21 protein-coding genes, 1 tRNA gene and 1 pseudogene are annotated in these 25,939 nt (G+C 70.0%); 10 read left to right on the forward strand and 13 right to left on the reverse strand.

Annotated elements, in window-relative coordinates; all coding sequences use genetic code 11:
- Positions 1–109: 109 nt before the first annotated feature.
- From ABZY11_RS17285 to ABZY11_RS17300, 4 genes are read right to left on the reverse strand one after another with little or no spacing between them, the layout of a single operon-like run.
- Positions 110–1,171, reverse strand: coding sequence for a nitronate monooxygenase (locus tag ABZY11_RS17285; protein WP_356479921.1), 1,062 nt, complete (start codon positions 1,169–1,171; stop codon positions 110–112).
- Positions 1,171–1,932 carry a CoA-transferase gene (locus tag ABZY11_RS17290; protein ID WP_356479922.1) on the reverse strand — a complete coding sequence of 254 codons (762 nt, stop codon included), beginning with the start codon at positions 1,930–1,932 and terminating at the stop codon, positions 1,171–1,173. Before ABZY11_RS17290 ends, ABZY11_RS17285 begins: the two co-directional genes overlap by 1 nt.
- The gene (locus tag ABZY11_RS17295; protein ID WP_356479923.1) at positions 1,929–2,798 is read right to left on the reverse strand and encodes a CoA-transferase; all 870 of its coding nucleotides are present in this window, start codon (positions 2,796–2,798) and stop codon (positions 1,929–1,931) included. The genes ABZY11_RS17290 and ABZY11_RS17295 overlap by 4 nt, the downstream gene beginning before the upstream one ends.
- A gap of 2 nt (positions 2,799–2,800) precedes the next feature.
- Entirely contained in the window at positions 2,801–3,544 is a 744-nt protein-coding gene (locus tag ABZY11_RS17300; RefSeq protein ID WP_356479924.1) for an enoyl-CoA hydratase family protein, read from the reverse strand.
- Between the two features lie 86 nt (positions 3,545–3,630).
- Here ABZY11_RS17300 and ABZY11_RS17305 point away from each other — a divergent pair, with 86 nt between their 5' ends.
- Positions 3,631–4,560 (forward strand): SDR family oxidoreductase, encoded by a 930-nt coding sequence (locus ABZY11_RS17305; protein WP_356479925.1) that lies wholly within the window; start codon positions 3,631–3,633, stop codon positions 4,558–4,560.
- 30 nt (positions 4,561–4,590) lie between these two features.
- On the opposite strand, the gene ABZY11_RS17310 is transcribed toward ABZY11_RS17305, so the two are convergent.
- Positions 4,591–5,499: a hypothetical protein gene (locus tag ABZY11_RS17310; RefSeq protein WP_356479926.1), complete on the reverse strand. Its 909-nt coding sequence runs from the start codon at positions 5,497–5,499 to the stop codon at positions 4,591–4,593.
- Between the two features lie 244 nt (positions 5,500–5,743).
- Here ABZY11_RS17310 and ABZY11_RS17315 point away from each other — a divergent pair, with 244 nt between their 5' ends.
- Complete coding sequence (locus ABZY11_RS17315) at positions 5,744–6,520, forward strand: serine protease (protein WP_356479927.1); 777 nt, start codon at positions 5,744–5,746, stop codon at positions 6,518–6,520.
- Between the two features lie 42 nt (positions 6,521–6,562).
- Here the strand turns inward: ABZY11_RS17315 and ABZY11_RS17320 are convergent, their stop codons facing one another.
- Complete coding sequence (locus ABZY11_RS17320) at positions 6,563–8,368, reverse strand: beta-galactosidase family protein (RefSeq protein WP_356479928.1); 1,806 nt, start codon at positions 8,366–8,368, stop codon at positions 6,563–6,565.
- Between the two features lie 241 nt (positions 8,369–8,609).
- Here ABZY11_RS17320 and ABZY11_RS17325 point away from each other — a divergent pair, with 241 nt between their 5' ends.
- On the forward strand, positions 8,610–9,503 hold the full coding sequence (locus ABZY11_RS17325; protein ID WP_356479929.1) for an AraC family transcriptional regulator: 894 nt from the start codon (positions 8,610–8,612) through the stop codon (positions 9,501–9,503).
- An 11-nt stretch (positions 9,504–9,514) separates the two neighbouring features.
- A complete protein-coding gene (locus tag ABZY11_RS17330; RefSeq protein WP_356479930.1) occupies positions 9,515–9,841 on the forward strand; it encodes a chorismate mutase in 327 nt (108 codons plus the stop codon).
- Here ABZY11_RS17330 and ABZY11_RS17335 read toward each other — a convergent pair.
- Complete coding sequence (locus ABZY11_RS17335; protein WP_356479931.1) at positions 9,786–10,607, reverse strand: hypothetical protein; 822 nt, start codon at positions 10,605–10,607, stop codon at positions 9,786–9,788. The two genes, ABZY11_RS17330 and ABZY11_RS17335, sit on opposite strands and share 56 nt — an antisense overlap.
- A 265-nt stretch (positions 10,608–10,872) precedes the next feature.
- Here ABZY11_RS17335 and pepN point away from each other — a divergent pair, with 265 nt between their 5' ends.
- From pepN to ABZY11_RS17350, 3 genes are all read left to right on the forward strand, one after another.
- Positions 10,873–13,371, forward strand: a complete 2,499-nt coding sequence (gene pepN, locus ABZY11_RS17340; RefSeq protein WP_356479932.1) for an aminopeptidase N — start codon at positions 10,873–10,875, stop codon at positions 13,369–13,371.
- Positions 13,372–13,611: 240 nt separating this feature from the next.
- On the forward strand, positions 13,612–15,030 hold the full coding sequence (locus ABZY11_RS17345) for an aminotransferase class V-fold PLP-dependent enzyme (protein ID WP_356479933.1): 1,419 nt from the start codon (positions 13,612–13,614) through the stop codon (positions 15,028–15,030).
- The gene (locus ABZY11_RS17350) at positions 15,027–16,445 is read left to right on the forward strand and encodes a SidA/IucD/PvdA family monooxygenase (RefSeq protein WP_356479934.1); all 1,419 of its coding nucleotides are present in this window, start codon (positions 15,027–15,029) and stop codon (positions 16,443–16,445) included. Before ABZY11_RS17345 ends, ABZY11_RS17350 begins: the two co-directional genes overlap by 4 nt.
- A 79-nt stretch (positions 16,446–16,524) precedes the next feature.
- Here ABZY11_RS17350 and ABZY11_RS17355 read toward each other — a convergent pair whose 3' ends face one another.
- Complete coding sequence (locus ABZY11_RS17355; RefSeq protein WP_356479935.1) at positions 16,525–18,330, reverse strand: 5'-nucleotidase C-terminal domain-containing protein; 1,806 nt, start codon at positions 18,328–18,330, stop codon at positions 16,525–16,527.
- A gap of 184 nt (positions 18,331–18,514) precedes the next feature.
- On the opposite strand from ABZY11_RS17355, the gene ABZY11_RS17360 reads away from it, so the two are divergent.
- Together ABZY11_RS17360 and pyk are read left to right on the forward strand one after the other, a co-directional pair.
- On the forward strand, positions 18,515–19,216 hold the full coding sequence (locus ABZY11_RS17360; RefSeq protein ID WP_356479936.1) for an SIMPL domain-containing protein: 702 nt from the start codon (positions 18,515–18,517) through the stop codon (positions 19,214–19,216).
- 126 nt (positions 19,217–19,342) lie between these two features.
- Positions 19,343–20,776 carry a pyruvate kinase gene (pyk, locus tag ABZY11_RS17365; protein ID WP_356479937.1) on the forward strand — a complete coding sequence of 478 codons (1,434 nt, stop codon included), beginning with the start codon at positions 19,343–19,345 and terminating at the stop codon, positions 20,774–20,776.
- 8 nt (positions 20,777–20,784) lie between these two features.
- Here pyk and ABZY11_RS17370 read toward each other — a convergent pair.
- Positions 20,785–21,548, reverse strand: a pseudogene (locus tag ABZY11_RS17370) (transcriptional regulator).
- 108 nt (positions 21,549–21,656) lie between these two features.
- Positions 21,657–21,731 (reverse strand) — tRNA-Leu (locus ABZY11_RS17375).
- Between the two features lie 98 nt (positions 21,732–21,829).
- Between ABZY11_RS17375 and ABZY11_RS17380 the strand changes: the two genes are divergently transcribed.
- On the forward strand, positions 21,830–22,480 hold the full coding sequence (locus ABZY11_RS17380) for a response regulator (protein WP_356479938.1): 651 nt from the start codon (positions 21,830–21,832) through the stop codon (positions 22,478–22,480).
- A 66-nt stretch (positions 22,481–22,546) separates the two neighbouring features.
- Here ABZY11_RS17380 and ABZY11_RS17385 read toward each other — a convergent pair whose 3' ends face one another.
- The 3 genes from ABZY11_RS17385 to ABZY11_RS17395 are packed head-to-tail and all read right to left on the reverse strand — an operon-like array spanning position 22,547 to position 25,937.
- The gene (locus ABZY11_RS17385; protein ID WP_356479939.1) at positions 22,547–23,263 is read right to left on the reverse strand and encodes an ABC transporter ATP-binding protein; all 717 of its coding nucleotides are present in this window, start codon (positions 23,261–23,263) and stop codon (positions 22,547–22,549) included.
- A complete protein-coding gene (locus ABZY11_RS17390; RefSeq protein ID WP_356479940.1) occupies positions 23,260–24,147 on the reverse strand; it encodes an ABC transporter ATP-binding protein in 888 nt (295 codons plus the stop codon). The genes ABZY11_RS17385 and ABZY11_RS17390 overlap by 4 nt, the downstream gene beginning before the upstream one ends.
- On the reverse strand, positions 24,144–25,937 hold the full coding sequence (locus tag ABZY11_RS17395) for a branched-chain amino acid ABC transporter permease (RefSeq protein ID WP_356479941.1): 1,794 nt from the start codon (positions 25,935–25,937) through the stop codon (positions 24,144–24,146). The genes ABZY11_RS17390 and ABZY11_RS17395 overlap by 4 nt, the downstream gene beginning before the upstream one ends.
- Positions 25,938–25,939 lie beyond the last annotated feature (2 nt).

Below are 25,939 nucleotides of genomic sequence, written 5' to 3' on the forward strand. Positions count from 1 at the left end.
GCGGCGCGGCGGCGGGACGCGGCCGCAGGGCCGCGTAGCCGTACGGACCGGCACACACGAGGGGCGCCCGGAGGGATCCGGGCGCCCCTCGCGCAACCTCGCCCGCCGCCTACACGTCCGCACCCTCCGCCCGGGTCACCGCGCCCAGCGCCGCGTGGGCCTCGGACATCACCCGTTCCACCAGCTCCGCACAGCTGGGCAGATCCTCGATCAGGCCCGCCACCTGACCCGAGGCCATCACTCCCAGATCCGTCCGGCCGTCGACCATGGACGCCTTCAGCAGCATCGGTGTGTTGGCCGCCAGCAGGACCTGGCTCCACGACAGGTCCTTGCCGTGTTTCATCGCGAGACCGTCGCGCACCATCCGGGACCAGCTCGTCCCGGAGATCCGCCGGAAACCCGCCGCTCGGCGCACCGCCTGGGCCAGTGCCTGGACCCGGCCCGCGTTCTCCAGCGCGGCGACCATCTCCGTACGCAGCATCCGGTGCGGGAGCCCGTCCACCGCCCTGGTGACCGTGATGTCCTTCACGCCCGCCGCCAGATACCGGGCCTTCACCGCGTCCGGCACGGTCGAGTCCGACGTCAGCAGGAACCGGGTGCCCATCGCGATGCCCGCCGCCCCGTACGCCAGCGCCGCGACCAGGCCCCGGCCGTCACGGAAGCCGCCCGCCGCGATCACCGGGATGTCCACCGCGTCGACCACCTGGGGCAGCAGCACGGTGGTCGCCACCTCACCGGTGTGCCCGCCGCCCTCGCCGCCCTGCACGATCACCGCGTCCGCGCCCCACGCCGCGACCTTCTCGGCATGACGCCGGGCGCCGACCGACGGGATCACGACCACACCCGCGTCCTTCAGTTCGGCGATGAGTTCCTCCGAGGGGGCCAGCGCGAAGGACGCCACCTGCACGCCCTCGTCGATGATGATCCGTACCCGCTCGCGCGCGTCGCCCGCGTCGGCACGCAGATTGACGCCGAACGGCTCGTCCGTACGGGACTTGACCTCCCGCACCGCCGCCCGCAGCTGCTGGGTGGTCATCGTCGCGGAGGCCAGGATGCCCAGCGCGCCGGCGCGGGCCGTGGCGGAGACCAGGCGGGGGCCCGCGACCCAGCCCATGCCGGTCTGGACGATGGGGTGGCGGACCCCGACGAGGTCCGTGAGGGCCGTCCGCATCAGACCCTGACCTCGCGGTTCCGGGTGCCCTGCGGGTCGATGACCTCGCGGATCAGGGTCAGCTCCGCGGCGGTCGGCTCCCGGGTGTACGGGACGTCGTCGGCGATCGTGAGCGCGAAGCCGGTGGCCTCGCGGACCTGGTCGACGGTGACGCCGGGGTGCAGCGAGGCCAGGCGCATCGAACGGTCCGGGGTCGCGAAGTCCAGGACGCCGAGATCGGTCACGACGCGCGGGATGCGGTGGAAGCGGGTCGCCGACGGACCGGCCGCCGCGGCACTGTCGTGACCGACCCCGCAGATCATGTCGACGCGCTCGACGAAGACCCGGGTGGAGTGTCTGGGGATCCAGTAACTGACCGGGTTGTTCAGGGTGTTGACCGGTGCGCCGCGCACGCCGAGCAACTGGCGGGAGGGCTGCTCCCAGTCGCCGATGCAGGAGATGTTCTGGTTGCCGAACCGGTCGATCTGGCTCGCCCCCATCATCACGTGACGCCTGCCGCCGGTGACCATGGTGAGGTGATGGCGGTAGGGCAGCCAGCCCTCCGTCGTACCGTCCGGGCCGACGAGCAGCGCCTCGCCGTCGGTGAGCAGCAGATCGGGCGAGAAGGTGCGTCTGGCGAGCCGGGCGCCGACGGACGGGACGAGGCCCATCGGGCTGGCGAGCACCTCGCCGTTGTCGCGCCAGGCATCGGCGCAGGCGATCACGCAGTACTCGGCCCGGGTGGCCGCGGTCGGGTTCGCGGTCGCGTTCTCCGTGGTCACTTCTGCTCCTCGCGCCAGGTCCGGACGGCCGACTGGTAGCTCTTCTCGTCGCCCCCGGCGGGCAGGAAGCGCTCGCTGAAGGCCGCCCAGGCATCGGGGTCGGCGGCGGCGGTCGCGTACGCCTTCTGGAACGCCTCGTCGCGCGGATGGTCGGGCACGCAGGAGGTGAAGTGCGCGCCGTTCGGGGTCTCGACGACACCGGTGACGGAGTGCCGCTTGACGAGGAGGGTCTGCGGGGCGGCCTCCCGGGTCAGTTCGGACGTGTCCACGAGGCGTTCGCAGGACATGTACGCGGTGTCCGCGGCCTCGCAGAAGAGGTCGTCGAAGTACGGGTCCGGGCCGAGGTACTGGCCGTTGCCGGACCGGTCGGCGCGGTTCAGGTGGACCAGCGCGGCGTCCATCCGCAGCGCGGGCATCGCGACGAACTCCTCGCCGTCCGCGTACGGTGAAGTGACCGGGCGCAGGCCCGGGTTGACCCGCATCACGTCGGAACCGATACCGGCGCGCACGGGGAGGAACGGCAGCCGGTTCGCGGCGGCGTGCAGCCCCCACATGAACATGGCCTCGTCGATCTCCATCAGCTCGAACGCACCGCGCTGGCGGGCCGTCCTGAAGTGGGGTTCGAGCGGGATCGAGTCGAGCGTGACGAAGGCCGTGACCAGTTTCCGGATCTTGCCGGCGGCGGCGAGCAGACCCACGTCGGGGCCGCCGTACGAGACCACGGTGAGATCGGTGACCCGGGAGCGGAGCAGTGCCCGCACCAGCGCCATGGGTTTGCGGCGCGAGCCCCAGCCGCCGATGCCGATCGTCATCCCGTTGCTGAGCCGGGAGACGACGTCGTCGGCCGTCATGGTCTTGTCGGTCATGGTCATGCCTCCTTGCCGAACGTTTCGCGGACCCGGCCGGCGACTCCGCTGAGGTTGGCCTCGAAGGTGAAGCCCTGCTCGAAGCGGTAGCTGCGGCGTACGTCCACCGGGTCGATGCCGTTGATGGCGGCCTTCGCCAGCCGGATCAGATACCCGTCCTTGCGCGCTATCTCGCCCGCCAACTCCAGTGCCGCACCGAGAAGTTCGTCACGCGGTACGACCTTCCAGACCGAGCCGTGGGCGTGCAGTTCGGCGGCGGTGGCGGTGCGCGAGGTGTAGTAGAGCGCGCGCATCAGATGCTGGGGTACGAGGCGGGCCAGATGGGTCGCCGCGCCGAGCGCGCCCCGGTCCAGCTCGGGCAGGCCGAACGTGGCGTCGTCGCTCGCCACGATCGCATCCGCGTTGCCGACGAGGCCGATGCCGCCGCCGAGGCAGAAGCCGTTCACCGCGGCGACGACCGGGACCTCGCACTCGTACACGGCGGCGAACGCCTCGTAGCAGCCGCGGTTGGCGCCGATCAGGGTGTCGTGTCCGGTGTCGCGCTGCATCTCCTTGATGTCGACGCCCGCGTTGAATCCGCGTCCGGTGGCGGCCAGCGCGACGCAGCGGACCTCGGGGTCGCGGCCCGCCGCGCGGAGTGCGTCGGCCAGGTCGTACCAGCCCCGCACGGGGAGTGCGTTGACGGGCGGGTGGTCGACCGTGACGAGCCGGATGCCCTTGCCGGGACTTGTGGTGGAGACACCCATGAGCGAATCAGCTACCTTTCCACCAAACATTTGTTAGGTGTGGAAGGTAGCAGCCTGCCCCCGCATCGCCAACAAGGAGGCGAGTGATGACTGGTCTGTGCGACGGCCGCGTGGTGATCGTGACGGGTGCGGGGCGCGGGCTCGGCCGGGCCCACGCGCTCGCCTTCGCCGCCGAGGGCGCGAAGGTGGTCGTCAACGATCTGGGCGTCGGCCCCGGCGGCGACGGCGGCTCCCTGGACCCGGCCCGGCAGGTGGCCGACGAGATCGGGGCGGCGGGCGGCGAGGCGGTCGCGCACGGGGGTGACATCGCCACGACCGAAGGGGCCGCGTCGCTGGTCGCGGCCGCGCTGGAGGCTTTCGGGCGGCTGGACACGCTGGTCAACAACGCCGGATTCCTGCGCGACCGGATGCTGGTGAATCTGGACGAGGGCGACTGGGACGCCGTGATGCGGGTCCATCTCAAGGGCCATTTCCTGCCGTTGAGGCATGCGGCGGCGCACTGGCGGGCCGAGGCGAAGGCGGGCCGCACACCGGCCGCCCGGGTGATCAACACCAGCTCCGGCGCGGGGTTGCTCGGCAGTGTCGGCCAGGGCAACTACTCCGCCGCGAAGGCCGGGATCGTCGGCCTGACGCTGGTCGCCGCCGCGGAAATGGGCCGGTACGGGGTCCAGGTCAACGCGATCGCCCCGGCGGCCCGGACCCGGATGACCGAGCAGACCTTCGCGCAGGCGATGGCGGCGCCGGGGGAGGGCGGGTTCGACGCGATGGCCCCGGAGAACGTGTCCCCGCTGGTGGTGTGGCTCGGCTCGGCCGCGAGCGAGGGGGTGACCGGGCGGGTCTTCGAGGCGGAGGCCGGGCGGATCACGGTCATGGAGGGCTGGCGGCCCGGCCCCACCGCGGACCGGGGTGCGCGGTGGGCACCGGCTCAGGCGGGGGAGACGGTACGGAAGCTGCTCGCGGAGGCGGAGCCGGCGCAGCCGGTGTACGGGGCGGTATCCAGCAGCTCCGGCGTCTGAGGGGCGTTGCCCTCCACTCCGGAGCCCGTCCTACGTGTTGCAGTCCAGCACCGTACGGCACAGCCCGCACCGCGCCCGCAGCCTGCCCCGCACCGGGACCCGGATGCGCTGGTGGCAGGTCGGGCACGCGAAGGAGACCCGCAGCCCGTCCGGGCCGCCCTCGAAGGCGTACGGAACATTGGGGGCCGCGGGGGCGCCCGGATGGTCCTGGGCGTGCCGCCGGTCCTTCGCGTAACGGCGGCGGCCCGCCCAGCCCGCCGCCGTGAGCGGCGGCTGCCGGGTGTCCCGCAGTGCCCGCTCCCGCCCCGCCTCGTACGCCTCGTAGGCCTGCGGGCTGGTGAACCACGGTGACGGGTCCTCGTCGAAGGCGAACGCCCGTTTGGCGAGGACGTATCCGAACTCCTCCGGGGTGAGATAGCCGAGCTTCTGGCTGGAGACCCGGTCCTCGCGGAAGGCGTCGAGCAGCAGCCACCCGGCGCCCAGGTACGTGGTCACGGTGTCGGTGAGGATCTCGTTGTCGCGCGTACCGGGGAACTCCAGGCCGAGGCGGTGCAGCAGCACATGCGTGACCTCGTGCGCGAGCGCGGCGCCGATGTCCCTGCGGTGGGTCCGGAAGCGGTCGTTGAGCTCGACGAAGTACTCGGGCCCCGCGGCGAGTTCGACAGCGGCGGCGTGCTCCATCGCGCGGAAGCCGACGATCACGCGGGCGTCCGGCAGATGCAGATGCTGGACCACCGCCCGCGCCACCCGCTGGGCGCCGAGATACAGATCGTCCTGGTCGGAGAAGGCGGCGTCGACGGGGGCGAGGCTGGTGGCGTAACCGCGGACACCGTCGTACGACAGCCGCCGGTACAACGCCGTGATCGCGGACCGGACCGTTTCGAGATGCGGGAATCCGTGGACCACCGGACTGCTGGTGCTCCGGCTGTCGTCCGCCACGTCCCACCCCCATCCACGAGGTCCGACCGGCTTTCACTGTAGCCGCAACGCCGTGGGCGATCTTGGCCGGAAAGTGAACCTTGTGGGGGCCGTGATCATTTCCCGATAATCCGAATCACGCCCTTGTCGGGGGCATGACCATCCATTCGGTGCTGTGCCGACCGCGGTCAGAACCCGGCCGGGGCGCAGGCACACCCCCCACAAGTACCCCCCACAAGCACCCCCCACGAAAGAAGGCAGTCTCTTGAAGCAGCTTCTGCGTGCCGTGAAGAGATGTTCCGTCATAGCCGCCGTCGTCCTCGCGGGCGTCAGCCTCCAGCCCGCCGGAGCGTCCGCGGCCCCCCTCCCGGTCGTCGGCGGGACCCGCGCCGCCCAGGGCGAATTCCCGTTCATGGTCCGGCTGTCGATGGGCTGTGGCGGCGCTCTCTACGCCAAGGACATCGTCCTCACCGCCGCGCACTGCGTGGACGGCTCGGGCAACAACACCTCCATCACCGCCACCGCGGGCGTCGTCGACCTCCAGTCCGCCGGTGCGATCAAGGTCAAGTCCACCAAGGTCCTCCAGGCGCCCGGCTACGACGGCGCGGGCAAGGACTGGGCGCTCATCAAGCTTGCCAAGCCCATCGACCTGCCGACCCTGAAGATCGCCACCGACACCACGTACAACACGGGCGACTTCACCATCGCCGGCTGGGGAGCGGCCAGCGAGGGCGGCGCCCAGCAGCGCTACCTGCTCAAGGCCTCCGTACCGTTCGTCTCCGACGCCGAGTGCCAGGCCGCATACGGCAGCAGCCTCATCCCCGGCGAGGAGATCTGCGCCGGGCTGATCGACACCGGCGGCGTCGACACCTGCCAGGGCGACTCCGGCGGCCCCATGTTCCGCAAGGACAACGCCGGAGCCTGGATCCAGGTGGGCATCGTCAGCTGGGGCCAGGGCTGCGCCCAGCCCGGCTACCCCGGCGTGTACAGCGAGGTCTCGACGTTCGCCGCCGACATCGCGTCCGCGGCAGCCACGCTCTGACCTCCGCCCCGGCCCCGGCAGCCGCCCCGGCCGGCACCTGAGTCACACCTGAACATCCCCGGGGGTGCCCGTCCGGACGGGCACCCCCGGGCCCAGCTCCGCATACGGCGCGCCCGCACCCTCCAGCTCCAGCACCCACACCTCGTTGACGCCCTCGCGCAGCACCGGTCCCGGCACGTACAGCGTCCGCTGCGCACCCAGCGACCAGTAGCGCCCCAGGCAGAAGCCGTTCACCCACACGAAGCCACGTGTCCAGTCGGGCAGTTCGAGCCCCGCATGCCCGGTGCCGCCCGGCCCGGAGAGCTCGAACGTCCCCCGGAACAGCCCGGTGGGCCCGGCCTCCTCGGCACTGCCGAACGCCACCCCGGCCACCGCGTCCGGCTCCTCGAACGCATCGAGCCGCAGCGCCCGCGCCCGCACCCCGTGCAGATACTGCCGCTCGTGCAGCACCCCGCCCGTGATCCCCTTGGGCTCGCCGAGCCGCGGCCCGTAATTGACACGGCCCAGCGACTCCACCCACAGCTCGACCTCGGCCGGCCCGGCCACCGGCTCGTCCAGGGTGCTGTTCTCCTCGGTCAGCACCCCCTCCCGAACCCCGTTCACATACACCACGGCCCGGTCCCTGAGCCCCGTCACACTCAGCTCGTAGGGCTGGCGCGGACCGGGAACACCCACCTGGTAGCGCACCAGCCCCCGGTCGACCCCCAGCTCCTCGAAGGTCGGCGGAACACCGGACGGCGCCGCCTCCTCGTCGCCCAGCGCCTCCAGCACGGCAGCCAGCGGCGCCCAGTCCGTCAGCTCGGCCCGCACCGGGTCCGCAAGCCCGACAGGCTCGGGCGGAAGCTCCGGAAGCGGCCCGTCCGCGTACTCCGCGAGCACCTCACGGAACAGCCGGAACTTCTCCGTGGGGCGGCCGTACTCGTCGATCGGCGCGTCGTAGTCGTACGACGTCACCGTCGGCAGGAAGTCCTGGTCCTGGATCGGACCCGACCGGTTCGCCCCCGCCCACCCGGCGAAGTTCGTCCCGCCGTGCGCCATGTAGATGTTCACCGACGCCCCGCACTCCAGGATCTCCCGCAGCGCCTCGGTGGCCTGCGCCGGCTTCCGCGTGATCGGCTCGGCACCCCAGTGCTCGAACCAGCCGCACCAGAACTCCATGCACATCAGCGGCCCCTTCGGCTGATGGCGGCGCAGCACCTCGAACGCCTTCTGCGCACCCGACCCGAAGTTCGCCGTGGCCAGCAGCCCCGGAACGGAGCCGCCCGTCAGCATGTGGTCCTCCGGCCCGTCGGAGGTGAACAGCGGCACGGCCACCCCGCGCTCACGCAGCATCCCGGCCATCCACTGGAGGTAGACCTGATCGGAGCCGAAACTGCCGTACTCGTTCTCCGCCTGGACCATGATCACCGGCCCGCCGCGCCCGATCTGGCGCTGCACCACCTGCGGCAGCAGCGCCGTGAACCACCGCTCCACGGCGCCCAGGTACTCCGGGTCACGGGACCGCACCCGCCGGCCGAACCGCCCCGTCACCCAGACCGGCAGACCACCGTTCTCCCACTCGGCACAGATGTACGGCCCCGGCCGTACGATCGCCCAGAGCCCGGCCCGCTGCGCCGCGTCCAGGAACCGGCCGAGCGCCGCCACATCCCGGAACCGGCCGGGCTGCGGCTCGTGCAGATTCCACGGCACATAGGTCTCGACGCAGTTGAGACCCATGGCGCGCAGCATCGACAGCCGGTGATCCCACTGCGCCTCGTGCACCCGGAAGTAGTGCAGGGCCCCCGACAGCAGCCGTACGGGCTTCCCGTCGAGCCGGAAGTGGTCGTCCCCCACGGTGAAGTCAGCCATCGTGCTCGTACTCTCCTGTGCGTGCGGTCCCCCGGAACCGCACGGTCCGGGCCCGTACGACAGCACGCACCACGGAGCGGGCGAACCCGGGAGGAATGTTGCCACCCACCTTCGCCCCCTGGCGTCCGGCCGGTCCATGGACAAAGATCACTGCTGTTTGGACACAATTGTTCGGACCAATCGTTCGGACTCACGGTTCGGACCGACGCGATGAAGACGAAGGGGAGGAAGGAAGGCCTCGATGTACCACACCTGGATGCGTTTCTTCACTCCCAGCCCGCTCCACCACCGGCTGGGCCTCGTCTGCCTGGGCGTGGGACTCCAGCACGGCGCACTGCCGACCGTCGGCCCACGCACCCTGGACCACCATGTGGCCGTCGTCATCAACTCCGGCAGCGGCTGGTTCACCGGCCCCGACGGCCGCCGGGTGCCCGTCACCGCGCCCAGCCTGATCTGGCTGACGCCCGGCACCCCGCACCACTACGGCGCCGACCCGGGCACCGGCTGGGACGAGAGCTTCGTCGACTTCACCGGCCCCGCCACCACCACCTACACCGAACTCGGCTACATCGAGCCCGACCGCCCACTCGTCCCGCTCGCCGACACGGCGGGCCCACGCGCCGCGATCGGACGGATCGTACGCGCGGCACGGCGCGGCAACCCGCTGCTGGAGGTCGAGACCGGCGCCGCCGTCCACGAACTCCTCGTCGCGCTGCGCCGGGCCCGCGCCGATGTCAGCCCCGACGGCGACCCCGTCCTGCAGGCCCTCGCCCGCGACGCCTTCCAGCCGCTGTCCGTCGCCGAGCACGCCGCCCGGCACGGCATGACACCCGCCGAACTGCGCACGGCGGTACGCCGGGGCGCCGGCTGCAGCCCCAAGGACTACCTCCTCGGCATCCGGCTCGGCCGCGCCAAGGAACTCCTCGCCGCCACCGATCTGCCGGTCGCCGCCGTCGCCCGACGCGTCGGCTACGACGACCCGGCGTACTTCTCCCGGCTCTTCGCCCGCCGGGTCGGCACCGCCCCGGTCCGCTTCCGCGAACAACAGGGCCGCAATGTCCCCGGCGGCTGGAGCGACCAGGTCCCGGACCCGGAACACCCACCGACGATCACCCCGCTGGGCCCGGCCGTCTAAGCTCGCTGACCATGACCACGAGGGACATCGACGAGTCCGTGAGCGCGGAACTGAACCGGCTGCGCGAGAGCATCGACAACATTGACGCCGCTGTTGTCCATATGCTCGCCGAGCGCTTCAAGTGCACCCAGCAGGTCGGCCACCTCAAGGCCGCCCACCAGCTCCCCCCGGCCGACCCGGCCCGCGAGAGCAGGCAGATCGCCCGGCTGCGGCAGCTGGCGGAGAGCGCGCACCTTGATCCGGCCTTCGCCGAGAAGCTGCTGAACTTCATCGTGGCGGAGGTCATCCGCCACCACGAACGGATCGCGGAGGAATCGGCGTCGAACGGGGAGGCCTGAGCCCCGGGGACGGAGGGCCCACCGACCGACGCGCCCTGCGCCTCGACCGCACCACCCAGGCACTCACCAGCAGCCCGAACCCCGTGGCCAGCACGACGAGCCCGGCGCCCGCCGACTCGTTGACGTGATCACCGTTGCCCTCCGGGGCGGGCAGCCCGGCAGCCGCGCAGTGGGGGAGGACCAGCAGGCCCACCCCCACCAGGGCCGGCACCGCCCAGCCGAACCGCTCACGGTGCGAGGACCGGGCCGAGACCAGAGCACCCACGGTCAGCAGCACCGCACAGCCGAACGCCGGCAGCACCGTGAACGTCAGCCACTCGGACAGCAACGGCCGCCAGTACCACTGCGACTCCGGCCGCGGCCCGTCGAAGTAGTACAGGGTCCGCGGCTGCGGCTCACCCAGGAAGTCCCGGACGGTCCCGGGCACCAGACCGCCCAGCAGCCCGCCGGCGAAGACGAGACCCGCGTACCGCGCCGCTGCCCTGCCGCCCTCCCGCCACCGGGCCGCCGGGACGACCCGGAGAACCAGCACGGCACACCAACCCGCCAACAGCCCCAGGAACACACCCTTGACCGCCCCGTAACCGATCGGGGTCCAGACGTTCCACGGATAGTTCTCCGTGTACGCGGCCCGCCGGCTCCCCGCGAGACACCAGGCGACCGCACCAGCGGCCACACCCCACGGAGCGACCCCCACGACCCACCGCCGCTCACCGCGCGAACCCCCGGCGCCCTGACCGGCCACCCCCCGCTCCGCTTCGGACACTGCCCGCCCCATCCGCTCCGACACTCCGCCCGGCACCGGACCCCGGCACCCGTCGCAACGCGGGACGCGGCAGCCGCCCGCACGGTTGCACGGCCCGGCCACCGTCCGGCCGACAAGAACGACGAGTACCGGAGTTTCCTCGGCGACCGGTCGTGCCCGCCCCCTCTCTCTCCCGCGAAGGCCCCCGAACCCTCCCGCCCCGCCTCCGCTCAGCCGTGGGAGAACCCGCCTGCGGCCCGCCCACCGCGTACGGCAGCATGGACGCATGTCCGTACTGACGCGCGACGAAGCGCAGACCCGAGCCCAGTTCCTCGACGTACACCGGTACACGATCGACCTCGATCTGACCACGGGGGAGGAGACCTTCGACTCCCGCACCGTCATCCAGTTCACCGCAGCCGCGGCCGGAGACACCTTCGTCGAGCTCAAGCCGGCCACCCTGCGCTCGATCAGCCTCGACGGACAGCCCCTCGACCCCGCAGACCTCGTCGAGAACCGCTTCCCGCTGACCGCACTCACCGCCGGTACCCACGAACTGCGCATCGACGCCGCCATGCGCTACTCCCGCACCGGCGAAGGCATGCACCGCTTCACCGACCCCACCGACGGCGAGACCTACGTCTACACCCAGCTCTTCATGGAAGACGTCCAGCGCGTCTTCGCCGCATTCGACCAGCCCGACCTCAAGTCCGTCTTCGAACTCACCGTCACCGCCCCCGAAGGCTGGACCGTCCTCGGCAACGGCATCGCCGAACACCGCGGCGACGGCCGCTGGGCCCTGGCAGCCACCCCGCTCATCTCCACCTACCTCGTCGCCGTCGCCGTCGGTCCCTGGCACTCCGTGACCACCGAACACGCCGGACTGCCCTTCGGCATCCACTGCCGCCGCTCGCTGGCCCCCCACCTCGACGCGGACGCCGACGAGATCCTCGACATCACCCGGGCCTGCTTCGACCGCTTCCACGAAAAGTTCGACGAGCCCTACCCGTTCGACTCGTACGACCAGGCATTCGTCCCCGAGTTCAACGCCGGCGCCATGGAGAACCCCGGACTCGTCACCTTCCGCGACGAATTCGTCTACCGCTCCGCCGTCACCGACACCGAACGCCAGACCCGCGGCATGGTCATCGCCCACGAAATGGCCCACATGTGGTTCGGCGACCTCGTCACCCTCGCCTGGTGGGACGACATCTGGCTCAACGAGTCCTTCGCCGAGTACATGGGCTACCAGACCCTCGCCGAAGCCACCCGCTTCACCGACACCTGGGTCGACTTCGGCGTCGCCCGCAAGGGCTGGGGCTACGACGCCGACCAGCGCCCCTCCACCCACCCCGTCGCCCCGGACCCGGCCGCCGTCCCCGACACCGCGTCCGCCATGCTCAACTTCGACGGCATCTCCTACGCCAAGGGCGCGTCCGCCCTGCGCCAACTCGTCGCCTGGCTCGGCGAGAAGGACTTCCTGGCCGGCATCAACGCCCACTTCGCCCGCCACAAGTTCGCCAACGCCACCCTCGCCGACTTCATCGACAACCTCGCATCGGCCACCGACCGCGACGTCCACGCCTGGGCCGACGCCTGGCTGCGCACCACCGGAGTCGACACCCTCACCTCCCGCGTCGGGGAATCCGACGGCACCTGGTCCCTCACCGTCGCCCACGACGGCAGCCGCCCCCACCGCATCGCCGTCGGCGCCTACGACCACGCCACGGACACCGGCACCGGCCGGCTCGTCCTGCGCGACCGGTTCGAGATCGACGTCCCGCACAACGGCACACCCGAGGCGCGCCCCGGCAACCGCCCCGCGCTCCTCGTCCTCAACGACGGCGACCTCAGCTACGCCAAGGTCCGCCTCGACGCCCGGTCCTGGGAAACCGTCGTCAACGGCCTGGCCGGCATCCCCGACGCCCTGACCCGCGCCGTCATCTGGAACACCGCCCGCGACATGGTCCGCGACGGCGAACTCGCCCCCGCCACCTACCTCGAAGCGGCCCGCACCCACCTCCCGCACGAAACCGACCTCGCCCTCGCCCAGGGCGTACTCGCCTTCGCCGACACCCACATCGCCCGCCGCTACCTCGGCCCCGAGGACCGCCCCGCCGCCCTCGCCACCCTCACCGCCCTGTGCCGCGACCTCATCCGCCGCACCGAGGACGGCCACAACCCCGGCCTCCGCCTCATCGCCGTACGCCACCTCATCGACGCCGCCACCCAGCCCGACACCATCCAGGACTGGCTCACCAACGGCACCGTCCCCGGCGGACCCGAACTCGACCCCGAACTGCGCTGGCGCATCCTCACCCGCCTCGCCGTCCTCGGCGCCATCGACGAAACCACCATCGCCGCCGAACTCGAACAGGACCCCAGCGCCACCGGACAGGAGGGCGCCGCCCGCTGCCGCGCCGCCCTCCCCACCCCCGAGGCCAAGGCCACCGCCTGGCACGCACTGTTCAACGACGACAGCCTCTCCAACTACCTCTTCACCGCCACCGCCCAGGGCTTCTGGCAACCCGAACAGACCGACCTCGTACGCGAATACGTGCCCCGCTACTACCCCGAGGCCACCGCGCTCGCCGCCCGCCGCGGCCCCGCCATCGCGGACGCCGCGGGACGCCACGCCTTCCCGGCGTACGCCGTCGACGCCGAGAACCTCCGCCTCGGCGAACAGGCCCTCGGCGACAAGGCACTCATCCCCGCCCTCCACCGCAAGCTCACCGACCAGACCGACGACCTGCGCCGCGCCCTCAACGTACGCAACACCCACTGACCCACAGGCCCGCACCCGCACCACCCGTGCCCGGCGCCACCCCACCACAGGGAGGCGCCGGGCACACCCATGTCCGGCGCCACACCCATACCACCGGAGCCCCCGGCCACACCCGCCACTCCACCACCCATCCCCCTTTCGAGTTCACATCCCGCAGCTCCACGGCCGCGCCCCCGGAAACCCCGACAAGCTGGCATGTCCACCCATGCCCGGCCACGCGCACCCGAAGGGCCCAACACCATGCCCACCCCACTTCCGCCCCCACCCCTCGCCGGAACCACCACCGGTCCCACCGCCCTGCGCCCCCTCGTCGACACCGTCCTCACCGCACTCCACGACGGAGCCCACCGACGGGACGGCCCCCTGCCCGCGGGCGGCCCCGACGCCGTCACCCCACGGATGCGCACCGCCACCCACCCCGTCATCCCCGACCACGGCACCGGCCCCCACCACGCCCTGCGCACCCTCGTCACCGCCCTGACCGAAGGCGCCGCAGACCCCGCGGACCCCCTCTGCGCAGCCCACCTCCACACCCCACCCCTCGCCCTCGCCGCCGCGGCGGACCTCGCCGCCTCCGCCCTCAACCCCTCCATGGACTCCTGGGACCAGGCCCCCGCCGCCTCCGCCCTCGAAGCCGACATCACCGCCGCCCTGGCCGCCGAGGTCTACCCCCACCGACCCACCCCCGACGCACTCATCACCACCGGCGGCACCGAGGCCAACCAGCTCGCCCTCCTCCTCGCCCGCGAACGCAACGGCCCCGTACAGACCATCTGCGCCGCCAACGCCCACCACAGCATCACCCGCGCCGCCTGGCTCCTCGGACTTCCCGAACCCGTCGTCATCCCCGCCCCCACCGGCGTCATGGACCTCGCCGCACTCGAAGTGGCCCTCACCCGGCACCACCGCCCCCACCGTGCCCTCTTCGTAACCGCCACCGCAGGCACCACCGACACCGGCCGGATCGACCCACTCGCCGACATCGCCGAGCTCTGCACCGCCCACGGCGCCGAACTCCACATCGACGCCGCCTACGGCGGCCCCCTCCTCCTCAGTCCCACCCACCGGGGCAAGGTCCACGGCCTGGACCGCGCCCACAGCGTCACCCTCGACCTCCACAAACTCGGCTGGCAACCCGCGCCCGCGGGCATCCTCGCCGTCCCCCACCGCCACCACCTCGACCCGCTCCACCACCGAGCCCCCTACCTCAACGCCGACGACGACACCGAAGCCGGCCTCCCCGACCTCCTCGGCCGCTCCCTGCGCACCACCCGACGCCCCGACGCCCTCAAGATCGCCGTCACCCTCCAGGCACTCGGCCGCAACGGACTCGCCGACCTCATCGACCGCACCCTCGCCACCGCCCAACAATTCGCCGACCTCATCGCCCGAACCCCCACCCTCGACCTCTACGACCGCCCCACCATCAGCACCGTCCTCTTCCGCCCCACCGACGCCGACGACAACACCGTCGCCACCATCCGCCGCACCCTCCTCACCCGCGGCCAGGCCGTACTCGGCCGCGCCCACACCGACAACCGCCTCTGGCTCAAAGCCACCCTCCTCAACCCCCACACCACCCCCCAACACCTCCGCTCACTCCTCGACCTCGTCAACCAACTCACCAACGACCTCGCGGAAGGCAACACCCCCCGATGACCGACCTCCCCACCCCCGACACCGACCGGCCGCACGACCTCATCGGCATCGGCATCGGCCCCTTCAACCTCTCTCTCGCCGCCCTCGCCCACGGCGTCCCCGCCGACCCCCAACCCCTCACCACCGCCTTCTACGAACAACGCCCCGCCTTCCACTGGCACCCCGGCCTCCTCATCGACGGAGCCAGCCTCCAAGTCCCCTTCCTCGCCGACCTCGTCACCCTCGCCGACCCCACCAGCCCCTGGACCTTCCTCAACTACCTGCGCAGCCGCGACCGACTCTTCCCCTTCTACTTCGCCGAACGCTTCCACATCCAACGCGCCGAATACGACGCCTACTGCCGCTGGGTCACCGACCGGCTCCCCGGCCTCCACTTCGACCACCAGGTCGACGCCGTCCGCTGGAACAACCAACGCAAGCTCTTCGAAATCGACTTCACCCAGCTCGACAGCCAAGGCGAAGCCGAAGCGCTCGGCCGCGCCCACGCCCGCCACATCGCCCTCGGCATCGGCACCGAGCCCTACATCCCCGAACCCCTCAAACCCCTCACCGAAGCCGAGAACGTCCCCGTCATCCACTCCGCCGACTACCTCGACCACCGCCAAGAACTCCTCGACGCCACCCACATCACCGTCATCGGCTCCGGACAGTCCGGCGCCGAAATCTTCCTCGACCTCCTCCGCGCCCGCCCCCAGGGCCACGAAAACCTCCACTGGCTCGCCCGCACCCAGGCCTTCGCCCCCATGGAGTACTCAAAACTCGGCCTCGAACACTTCACCCCCGACTACAGCCGCTACTTCCACGCCCTCCCCGAAGCCGTACGGGACGAACTCGTCCCTCGCCAGTGGCAACTCCACAAAGGCATCGACGCCGACACCATCGCCGCCATCCACGACGAGCTCTACCGCCGCACCCTCCACGGCGGCTGGCCCGACACCACCCTCACCCCCGGCGTCTCCGTACGCACCGCAGGACGCGTCGCCAACACCCGCATCGAACTCCACCTCGAACACACCCAGCAGAACACCCGCTCCCGCCTCACCACCGACGCCGTCGTCCTCGCCACCGGCTACCGCGAACGCTCCCTCGACCGCATCCTCACCGGCCTCGACCCCCACATGCGCCGCGACGCCTCCGAACGCCCCCGCATCGACGACCGATTCCGCCTCGTCCTCGACCCCACCGTCACCGGCAACGTCTACGTACAGAACGCCGAACGCCACACCCACGGCGTCGGCGCCCCCGACCTCGGACTCGCCGCCTGGCGCAGCGCCACCATCCTCAACGACCTCACCGGCACCAACCCCTACCCGCTCCCCGAACGCACCGCCTTCACCACCTTCGGCCTCACCCCACAGAACCCCCGCGTCCCCACCCAAGGACCCGACCTCATCCCCCTCGCCCAGAACAACTGACACCCACCCCCACAAAGAAGGCGGCCGCCCCCTCCCGAAGGAGAAGACGGCCGCCCCACGACGACACCGCCGGACAGCCCTAGAACACCGACGTGCCCTCACGCGTCAGACGCCAGTCCACCGACGCGAACTGCGCACCGTCCACCGAACCCTTCGCCTGCACCCAGGCGATGATCGTGTTACGGATCTCCTCCGAGTTCGCCCACAACTGCTTCGCGCCCGCGACATGCGGGAAGTTCCCGCCACCACTCGCCCGGTAGTTGTTCACCGCCAGCACGAACTCCGCCGCCGGGTCGATCGGCTTCCCCCCGAACGAGAGATTGACGATCCGCGAACCATTCGGCTTCGCGATGTCGATCTCATACGTCAGACCCGACACCGCGTCATAGTTGTAATCCGGGATGTTGTCCGCGTTCGTCAACTTCGCCGTATCCACCGGCGCACCCACCGGAGTCTGCACGTAGTACCGCGCCGAGAACTCCAGATAGTCCTTCAGCTGCGCACCGGTCAACAACCGCGCCTCAAGCGTGTTCTCGAACGGATACAGACCCGCCGCATCCTTGATCGTCACATTCCCGGCCGGGATCCGCGCCGTACGCGAGAAGCACGACGCCTGGGACAGAACCGGAAGCGCCGCGTACGCGCCACCCGCCAGCGCCGCCTTCACCGTCTCCGCCTGGACCACATTGATCAGGTCGATGATCGGCTCGTCCTTCCAGGCGGCCTCCTCCGTCGTCATCGCCGCCGTCGACGTACCGATGACCTGGTTGACGTACGCCACAACCTTCTTGTGCTCGTCCGCCAGCAGCCGCGTGATCCCGGGATCCTCCGCCACGGTGTTGGAGTTCAGCACCTGCGAACCCGCCTTCTCCACCACCCAGCGGCCCTTCTCCCGCACCAGATCGAAGTCGAACAGCGTCAGCCGCTGCCCCCACTTCAACGGCTCGGAGAGCACCACCTTCTTGCCGGTCTGCTTGTTCTCCACGAAATACTCGGGGATCTCCTGGTGCGCGTGCCCGACCAGAATCGCGTCGATCCCCGGAACCTGCTCGGCCACCAGACCGGCCGCGTTCTCGACGTACGGGATCTGATCACCGTACGACGACGTGCCACTGCTGCCCGAGTGCGCCGAAACGATCACCACATCCGCACCCATGGAGCGAAGCCGCGGCACGAACTTCGCCGCCTGCTCCTCCAGCCCCGGGAACACCATCTTCCCGCTGACGTTCGCCTTGTCCCAGATGGCGATACCCGGATTGGTCAGCCCCAGGATCGCGACCTTCACATCCGGACCGTGCGGCGTACGCATCCGCTTGATCACATACGGGGCGAACGCCGGCCGCAGCGTCTTCGCATCCAGCGCGTTCGCACCCAGCAGCGGGAAGTCGCACTGCTCCTCGAACTTCCGCAGCACCGGAATGCCGTAGTTGAACTCGTGGTTGCCGAGCGCCGCGGCGTCGTACCCGATCGCATTCATCGCCTGAGCCATCGGATGCACCGGACCACGCTTCGCCGTGATCGGGTCGATCTTGGCGTAGTAGTACGACAACTGGGTGCCCTGGATCGTGTCGCCCGCATCGATCAACAGCGTGTTGCGGCGGCCCTTCTCCCGGCGTACCTGATCCACCAGCGTCGAGATCTTCGCCAGACCGACATCGTTGTGCGCCTTGTCGTCGAACTCCTTGTCCGTGAAGTAGTCCCAGTTGAAGACGTTCCCGTGCAGATCGGTGGTGCCCATCACCGTGAACGAGTACCGCTTCGGCGGACGCCCGTGGCCGTGCCCATGGCCATGGGCCGCGGCGGGCACCGCGGAGCCCCCCGCGATCGCCACGCCCGCACCGGCGGCCGCCGATGTGCCCAGGAACGTCCTACGGTTCAGCGGCATTTCGTCTCCCACATCTCAGTTCTCACGCAGTTCGGTTCGCGCACGGCCGGGATCTCGATCAGCCAGGACACCCGCCGCACACAACGCGCGTAGATAATGACCCAGGAGCCACACCCGGCAACACCCCTTGCGGGTTTCGATCTGATGACCACCGGCTGTCGGACCCGGATGCGACAGTGGACCCATGACCAGCACCCCACCGTCCTACGGCACCCCCGAGCACCCCCGCGTCGCCGTCCGGGGCGACGCCCGCCTCGAAGTCGACCCGGAAATCGCCCGCGTCGGCATCACCGTCACCGCCCGCGGCAAGGACCGCCGCAACGCCCTCGAAGACCTCACCCGCCGCAACAACCACGTCCTCGAACTCGCCCGTTCCTACGGACAAGCGATAGAAAAACTCGAAACCGGCGCATTCTCCATCACGCCCGAACTCACCCCGCAGAGCCGCAACGAGAAGGTCCGCGCGTACCACGGCCGCGTCCACATCACCGCTGTCCTCAACGACTTCACCGCACTGGGAGAATTCACCACCCGAATCGCCGACCTCGAAATGACTCGGGTCAACGGCCCCTGGTGGGGACTGCGCCCCGGCTCGCCGGCCCACGCGGACGCCCGCCGCCAGGCCGTCCGCGAAGCCGTCCAGCGCGCCCGCGAATACGCCGACGCCCTCGGCGCCCAGCTCACCGCACTCGTCGAACTCGCCGACCTCGGCGCGGAGAACACCGCCCCGCCGGCCCCCGCCGCACCCGGCGCCATGCGCGGCGCCGCCTTCGGCGCAGCGGCACCCGGTTCCGCCCCCGCCCCCGCCCTCGACCTCGAACCACAACGCCAGACCGTCTACGCCCAGGTCAACGCCCGCTTCATCATGTCACCGCCAAAACTGTAGAGAAGAATGCTCATCCGAGCACTCCGCCGCACAATTCAACACTTGTCAATAACCCTTCATCCAAAGGTCGTTGAGCAGTCACGGCACACCGATTCACTACCCGTAGGTAAGGTCTAGGGTCGAACCATGCGCCGAGCAAAAATCGTTTGTACCCTGGGCCCCGCCGTCGACACTTATGAGCAGATCAAGGCATTGGTCGAAGCGGGAATGGACATCGCCCGCCTCAACCTCAGCCACGGCACCTACGCCGAACACGAAGAGCGGTACCACCACGTACGCAAGGCCTCCGACGAGAGCGGACGCAGCGTCGGCATCCTCGCCGACCTTCAAGGCCCGAAGATTCGCCTCGGACGCTTCCGCGAAGGCCCCGTACTCCTTGAACGCGGCGACAGCTTCACCATCACCGTCGAACCCGTCGAAGGCGACCGCCACACCTGCGGCACCACCTACGACGGCCTCGCCGCCGACGTCACCACCGGCGAACGCATCCTCGTCGACGACGGCCGCGTCACCCTCGAAGTCACCGAGGTCGACGGCCCCCGCGTCCACACCACCGTCGTCGAGGGCGGCATGGTCTCCGACCACAAGGGCCTCAACCTCCCCGGCGTCGCCGTATCCGTCCCCGCGCTCTCCGAGAAGGACATCGAGGACCTCCGCTGGGCCCTGCGCACCGGCGCCGACATCATCGCCCTCTCCTTCGTGCGCAGCGGACGCGACATCGAGGAAGTCCACCGCATCATGGACGAGGAGGGCCGCCGCCTCCCCGTCATCGCCAAGGTGGAGAAGCCCCAGGCCGTCGAGAACATCGACGGCATCGTCGCCGCCTTCGACGGCATCATGGTCGCCCGCGGCGACCTCGGGGTCGAAATGCCCCTGGAGCAGGTGCCGATGGTCCAGAAGCGCGCGATCAAGCTCGCCAAGCGCAACGCCAAGCCGGTCATCGTCGCCACCCAGATGCTCGACTCGATGATCGACAACTCCCGCCCCACCCGCGCCGAGGCCTCCGACGTCGCCAATGCCGTCATCGACGGCACGGACGCGGTGATGCTCTCCGGCGAGACCAGTGTGGGCAAGTACCCCGTCGAGACGGTCCGCACGATGTCCCGCATCGTCGAGGCCGCCGAGGAGGACATCCTCACCAAGGGCCTGTCGCCCCTGACCGACCGCAACAAGCCCCGCACCCAGGGCGGCGCGGTGGCCCGCGCGGCGGCCGAGATGGGTGACTTCCTGGGCGCGAAGTTCCTGGTCGCCTTCACCCAGAGCGGCGACACGGTCAGGCGCCTCTCCCGCTACCGCTCACCCATCCCGCTCCTCGCCTTCACCCCGGACCCGGCCACCCGCTCCCAGCTGAACCTGACCTGGGGCGTCGAGACCTTCCTCGGCCCGCAGGTGGACTCGACGGACGCGATGGTCGCCCAGGTCGACGAGGAGCTGCTGAAGATCGGCCGCTGCGAGAAGGGCGACGTCGTGGTGATCACGGCCGGCTCCCCGCCGGGCGTCCCGGGCTCGACGAACCTGGTGCGGGTGCACCGCATCGGCGAGGACGACAGCCCGAAGTAGGCCGGTCGTCAGTACTTCGGCCCGACGTGGGCGTCCATCAGCGCGACGGACGCCCGTCGGGCGACGGAGATGTTCTGCCTGTTGGCCTGCTTCCAATGAACGCCGACGAGGTCCAGGGCATCGGTGAAGAGTCCCAGGATGTCGGCCGGCAAGTTCGTAAAGAAGTACCGGGGGCACTCGTAGCGCTTCTGCTCGCCGCCGATGAGTCTCGTGGTCCAGTTGGTGACTCGGCATCCGTCGGAGTGGATCAGACCGCGGATGAACTCCCAGGGGTGGATGCGCACGATCTGCTGTTGCCAGGGCTCAAGAGAGATCGCGCGGTCGTGCTTCTTGCCGGGGCCGTGCTGGGGGAAGAGGCAAGGCCAGTGCTTGCTGTAGCAGGTCACGTTCTGGCACCCTGTCGCTGGACTCGGAACACCTTGTTACCGGGACGCACGAGCTGCATGGCTTCGGCGCAAGCATCGATGAGGCCCGGCCAGCTGTCGGCGCAAGCGATCCGGAGGAAGTACACGCCCCTTTTACTGGAGCCGATACAGCCGTCGCCGAGATAGAGGCCGAGCAAGTAGGCGTACGCGGTGGGGTGTTCCGGATCATTCGGCATGTCGCCGCACCGCGGACAGTGCGCAGTGAGGCTCCGGCCGAGAGGCTCTGTGCGCGTCTGCCACGAACGGATTGCGGCGCGAGAGATACCGGTCTGCTTGCTTACGGAGTTCTGGCTGAAGCCCTGCGCGATGAGGGCCAGGGCGCGCTTGCGCGTATCAAGGTCGTACACCAGGCCGAGCCTGTCTGGATCTTCACAACCTGGAGGCGGAATAGGCTGGCATTCACACGTTCATGTGAAGTTCTGCTATTCTTCGGCGGCCTTGGAATCGAAGGAAAGTGCCCCGAGTCGGATTCGAACCGACACTGTATGGGTTTTGAATCCATTGCCTGCTGCCAATTGGGCTACCGGGGCTCACAGAATCGAAGGCGCTCTTCGACCCGCTGCGCGACCACCATACCGCAGGTGGGTAGGCTCAAGGGAGCTGCACCTGCCCCAGAACAAGGAGCCCCGTGACCGCCCCCGAGTCGCCCCAGCCCGCTGCCGACGACGACAAGTCGCACGTTCCGCCGCTGACGACCCGCGTCGTCATCGCCGAGGACGAGGCGCTCATCCGTCTCGACCTCAAAGAGATGCTGGAGGAAGAGGGCTACGCGGTCGTGGGCGAGGCCGGGGACGGGCAGCGGGCCGTCGAGCTGGCGCGGGAGCACCGGCCGGACCTGGTCATCCTCGATGTGAAGATGCCGGTCCTGGACGGGATCTCCGCGGCGGAGAAGATCGCCGAGGAGTCCATCGCGCCGGTCCTGATGCTGACCGCGTTCTCGCAGCGCGATCTCGTCGAGCGGGCCCGGGACGCCGGGGCGATGGCGTACCTCGTGAAGCCGTTCAGCAAGAGCGACGTGGTGCCGGCCATCGAGATGGCGGTGTCGCGGTTCGCGGAGCTGAAGGCGCTGGAGACCGAGGTCGCGGACCTGGCGCAGCGGCTGGAGACGCGGAAGCTGGTGGACCGGGCGAAGAGCATTCTGCAGACGGATTACGGGCTCTCCGAGCCGGCCGCGTTCCGGTGGATCCAGAAGACGTCGATGGACCGGCGGCTGTCGATGCAGCAGCTGGCCGAGGCGTTGATCGAGGACGCCGAGGAGAAGAAGAAGGCGGCCGAGTAGGCCGTACGCGAGTACGAAGAAGGCCCGCGTCCCGGATGTCCGGGGCGCGGGCCTTTCTCGTATGTGTCAGTCCTCGCCGAGATAGGCCTTGCGGACGGACTCGTCGTGGAGCAGGTCCGGGCCGGTGCCGGAGAGGACGATCTTGCCGACCTCCATGACGTGGCCCTGGTCCGCGAGGGAGAGCGCCGCCTGGGCGTTCTGCTCGACGAGCAGGATGGTGGTGCCCTGGGCCTTGAGTTCGACGATGGTCTCCATGATCTTCTGCATCATGATCGGGGAGAGGCCCATGGAGGGTTCGTCGAGCATCAGGAGTTTGGGCCGGCACATGAGGGCCCTGCCCATGGCGAGCATCTGCTGTTCGCCGCCCGAGAGGGTTCCGGCGGCCTGTTTCCGGCGTTCCCCGAGGATGGGGAAGAGGTCGTAGGCGCGCTGGATGTCCTTCTCGATGCCTGCCTTGTCGTTGCGGAGGTAGGCGCCGAGCTGGAGGTTCTCGGTGATGGTCAGCCGGGGGAAGATGTGGCGTCCCTCGGGGGAGTGGGCGAGCCCCAGGGAGACGACCTTGTGCGCGGGGACGTCGGTGAGGGGTTTGCCGTCGAAGACGATGCGGCCGCCGACCGGCTTGAGCAGGCCGGAGAGGGTGCGCAGGGTGGTGGTCTTGCCGGCGCCGTTGGTCCCGATGAGGGTGACGACCTGGCCGGCTTCGACGGTGAAGGAGATGCCCTTGACGGCTTCGATCTTGCCGTAGGCGACGCGGAGGTCCTCGACCTCCAGAAGTGCGGTCATCGGGTGTCCTCCTCCTCGGTGCTGGTGGTGGCTGTTCTGGCGGCGTCCGCTTCGGCGGCTTCGACCTCGGCGGCTTCCTCGGCGCCGGGGGCGCCTTCGAAGGGGGTGCCGAGGTAGGCGGCGACGACGCGTTCGTCGCTCTGGACGACGTCGGGGGTGCCTTCGACGAGCTTTTCGCCCTGGACGAGGACGGCGACGCGGTCGCAGAGGTTGAAGATGAACCGCATGTCGTGCTCGATGACGAGGACGGCGATGCCCTGGTCACGGATGGCGAAGATGAGTTCTTCGGTGACGCGGGTCTCTTGCGGGTTCATGCCGGCGGTGGGCTCGTCGAGGAGGAGGAGTCCGGGGTCGCTGGCGAGGGCGCGGGCGATTTCCAGCTTGCGCTGGTCTCCGTAGGGGAGGTTGCGCGCGAGGTGGTCGGCCTTGTCCGCCAGGCCGATGAACTCCAGGAGTTCCATGGCGCGTTCGCGGCTGGCGTGCTCGGCCCTGGTGAAGCCGGGGAGGCGCAGGAGGGCGGACCAGAGGCCTTCCTTGGTCCTGGTGTGGCGTCCGACGAGGACGTTCTCCAGGACGGTCATGTTGGCGAAGAGCCGGATGTTCTGGAAGGTGCGGGCGATGCCTGCCTGGGTGACGAGGTGGGGCTTGGGTGGCAGGACGGTGCCCTTGTAGCTGACCTTGCCCTCGGTGGGGACGTACAGGCCGGTGAGGCAGTTGAAGAAGGTGGTCTTGCCGGCGCCGTTGGGGCCGATGAGGCCGACGATCTCACCTGCGTTGACGGTGAGGTCGACGTCGCGTACGGCGGTGAGGCCGCCGAATCGCATGGTGACGCCGTTGGCGTCGAGGACGGTGGTGGCGGTCTTCGTGGTGGTCATGGTGGTCACGCCCCCGCCTTGGCGACGCCGGCGCCGGTCTCTTCGGACTGTCGGGGTTCCGGTACGTCGAGCTGGTCGTTCTCGTGGAATTCGAGTTGCTTCCGGCGGTCGGCGACCAGTCCTTCGGGGCGCAGACGCATCAGGAGGATGAGTGCGATGCCGAAGAGGAAGAGCTGGTAGTCCTGCATGAACTGCAGTTTGGCCGGGATGAGGTAGAGCAGTGCGGCGCCGATCAGGGGTCCGCTGAGCGTTCCCATGCCGCCGAGGATGACGGCGGCGAGGAGGAAGGCGGAGTTGGGGGGTACGGAGCCGGCGAACTGGTACTGCTCGGGTGTCACGGTGTAGTTGACGTGTGCCTGGACGGTTCCGGCGAGTCCGGCGAGGGTGGCGCCGAGGGCGAAGGCGAGCAGTTTGAGCCGGAAGGCGTTGATGCCCATGGCGGTGGCTGCGGTTTCGTCCTCGCGGATGGCGACCCAGGCGCGGCCGATGCGGGATTCTCCGGAGCGGCGGAAGACGAGGACGACGACGGCGGTGAAGACGAGCATCAGCAGGTAGTAGTTGGCGGACCTGCCGAGGTCGAAGCCGAGGATGTTGTGTTTGAGTCCGAAGTCGAATCCGAAGAAGTTGAGGTCGGGGATGCTGGGGATGCCCTGGGAGCCGTTGGTGAGGTCGGGTCCGCTGTTGCCGTTGAGGTTGTTCACGGTGAGGCGGAAGATTTCACCGAAGCCGAGGGTGACGATGGCGAGGTAGTCGCCGCGTAGCCGCAGGGTGGGTGCGCCGATGAGGACGCCGAAGACGAGTGATGCTCCGGCGCCGGTGAGGACGGCGGCCCAGAAGGGGAATTCGACCCCGATGGCCGACATGGTGGAGCCGGAGACCAGGGCGGCGGCGTAGGCGCCGACGCCGAGGAAGGCGACGTATCCGAGGTCGAGGAGGCCGGCGAGGCCGACGACCACGTTGAGGCCGAGCGCGACGGTGCCGAAGATGAGGATGTTGGCGCCGATGAGCGCGTATTCCTCTTTCTGCTGGGTGAAGGGGAAGCAGACGGCTGCGACGAGGGCTGCGGCGAGGGTGATGTTGCGGTGCTTCGCGGTCAGTGCGGTGAGGCGGGAGACGAGTCCGGCCCGGTGGAGTGCGGCGAAGGCGAAGCCGACGGTGATGAGGAAGCCGATGAAGAGTTCGGTGTAGTCGGTGTCGATGCCGTAGGCGAAGACGAAGAGGCCGATGCCGAACGAGGCGACGATGACGAGGATTTCGGCCCAGGAGGGCAGGGCCTTGGCGCGGGGGGCCTGGGGGGCGCCGAGGCTGTTGCGGAAGCGCTGCCAGGCGGTGGTTTCGGTGTCGGCGAGTGGTTGGTCGCCGGGGAGTCCGAGCGCGGTGACGGCGGCGACGAGTGCGCCGATGCCGCTGACCCAGGCGCCGGGTTCCAGGTTGACGATGCCGCCGAGGTCGTAGGCGATGGCGCCGATGGTGTAGCCGGTGGTGCCGAGGGTGCCCAGGGCCAGGAGGCGGACGGGGCTGTTGGTGCCGCCGGGGGTGAGCCAGCGCAGGCCTCGGATGCCGTATCCGGACAGCGCGAGCAGCAGGGTGAGCGCGGCGCCGATGAGGGTGAGGACCTGGAGGCCGCCGGGGTATCCGGTGACGGTGAGGTCGCCCGGGAATTCGTCGGTCCAGGTCCAGGCGAGGAAGGTGCCGGCGAGCGCGACGGCGGCGCCCGCGACGGTGCCGATGCGGGCCGCGTTCGTGGGGATCGGCAGGAAGGAGGCGGGGTCGGGTGCGGTGGTGTGGTTGGTGGTCATCC

Source organism: Streptomyces sp. NPDC006510 (assembly GCF_040611955.1).
Lineage (GTDB): Bacteria > Actinomycetota > Actinomycetes > Streptomycetales > Streptomycetaceae > Streptomyces.

Bases quoted from the DNA above. Each gene is read 5' to 3' on its own strand.
- ABZY11_RS17305 (WP_356479925.1), top strand. From the start codon at position 3,631: ATGACTGGTCTGTGCGACGGCCGCGTGGTGATCGTGACGGGTGCGGGG.
- ABZY11_RS17360 (WP_356479936.1), top strand. From the start codon at position 18,515: ATGACCAGCACCCCACCGTCCTACGGCACCCCCGAGCACCCCCGCGTC.
- pepN (WP_356479932.1), top strand. From the start codon at position 10,873: ATGTCCGTACTGACGCGCGACGAAGCGCAGACCCGAGCCCAGTTCCTC.
- ABZY11_RS17300 (WP_356479924.1), bottom strand. From the start codon at position 3,544: ATGGGTGTCTCCACCACAAGTCCCGGCAAGGGCATCCGGCTCGTCACG.
- ABZY11_RS17345 (WP_356479933.1), top strand. From the start codon at position 13,612: ATGCCCACCCCACTTCCGCCCCCACCCCTCGCCGGAACCACCACCGGT.
- ABZY11_RS17355 (WP_356479935.1), bottom strand. From the start codon at position 18,330: ATGCCGCTGAACCGTAGGACGTTCCTGGGCACATCGGCGGCCGCCGGT.
- ABZY11_RS17285 (WP_356479921.1), bottom strand. From the start codon at position 1,171: ATGCGGACGGCCCTCACGGACCTCGTCGGGGTCCGCCACCCCATCGTC.
- ABZY11_RS17325 (WP_356479929.1), top strand. From the start codon at position 8,610: ATGTACCACACCTGGATGCGTTTCTTCACTCCCAGCCCGCTCCACCAC.
- ABZY11_RS17330 (WP_356479930.1), top strand. From the start codon at position 9,515: ATGACCACGAGGGACATCGACGAGTCCGTGAGCGCGGAACTGAACCGG.
- ABZY11_RS17395 (WP_356479941.1), bottom strand. From the start codon at position 25,937: ATGACCACCAACCACACCACCGCACCCGACCCCGCCTCCTTCCTGCCG.
- ABZY11_RS17295 (WP_356479923.1), bottom strand. From the start codon at position 2,798: ATGACCGACAAGACCATGACGGCCGACGACGTCGTCTCCCGGCTCAGC.
- ABZY11_RS17350 (WP_356479934.1), top strand. From the start codon at position 15,027: ATGACCGACCTCCCCACCCCCGACACCGACCGGCCGCACGACCTCATC.
- ABZY11_RS17385 (WP_356479939.1), bottom strand. From the start codon at position 23,263: ATGACCGCACTTCTGGAGGTCGAGGACCTCCGCGTCGCCTACGGCAAG.
- ABZY11_RS17320 (WP_356479928.1), bottom strand. From the start codon at position 8,368: ATGGCTGACTTCACCGTGGGGGACGACCACTTCCGGCTCGACGGGAAG.
- pyk (WP_356479937.1), top strand. From the start codon at position 19,343: ATGCGCCGAGCAAAAATCGTTTGTACCCTGGGCCCCGCCGTCGACACT.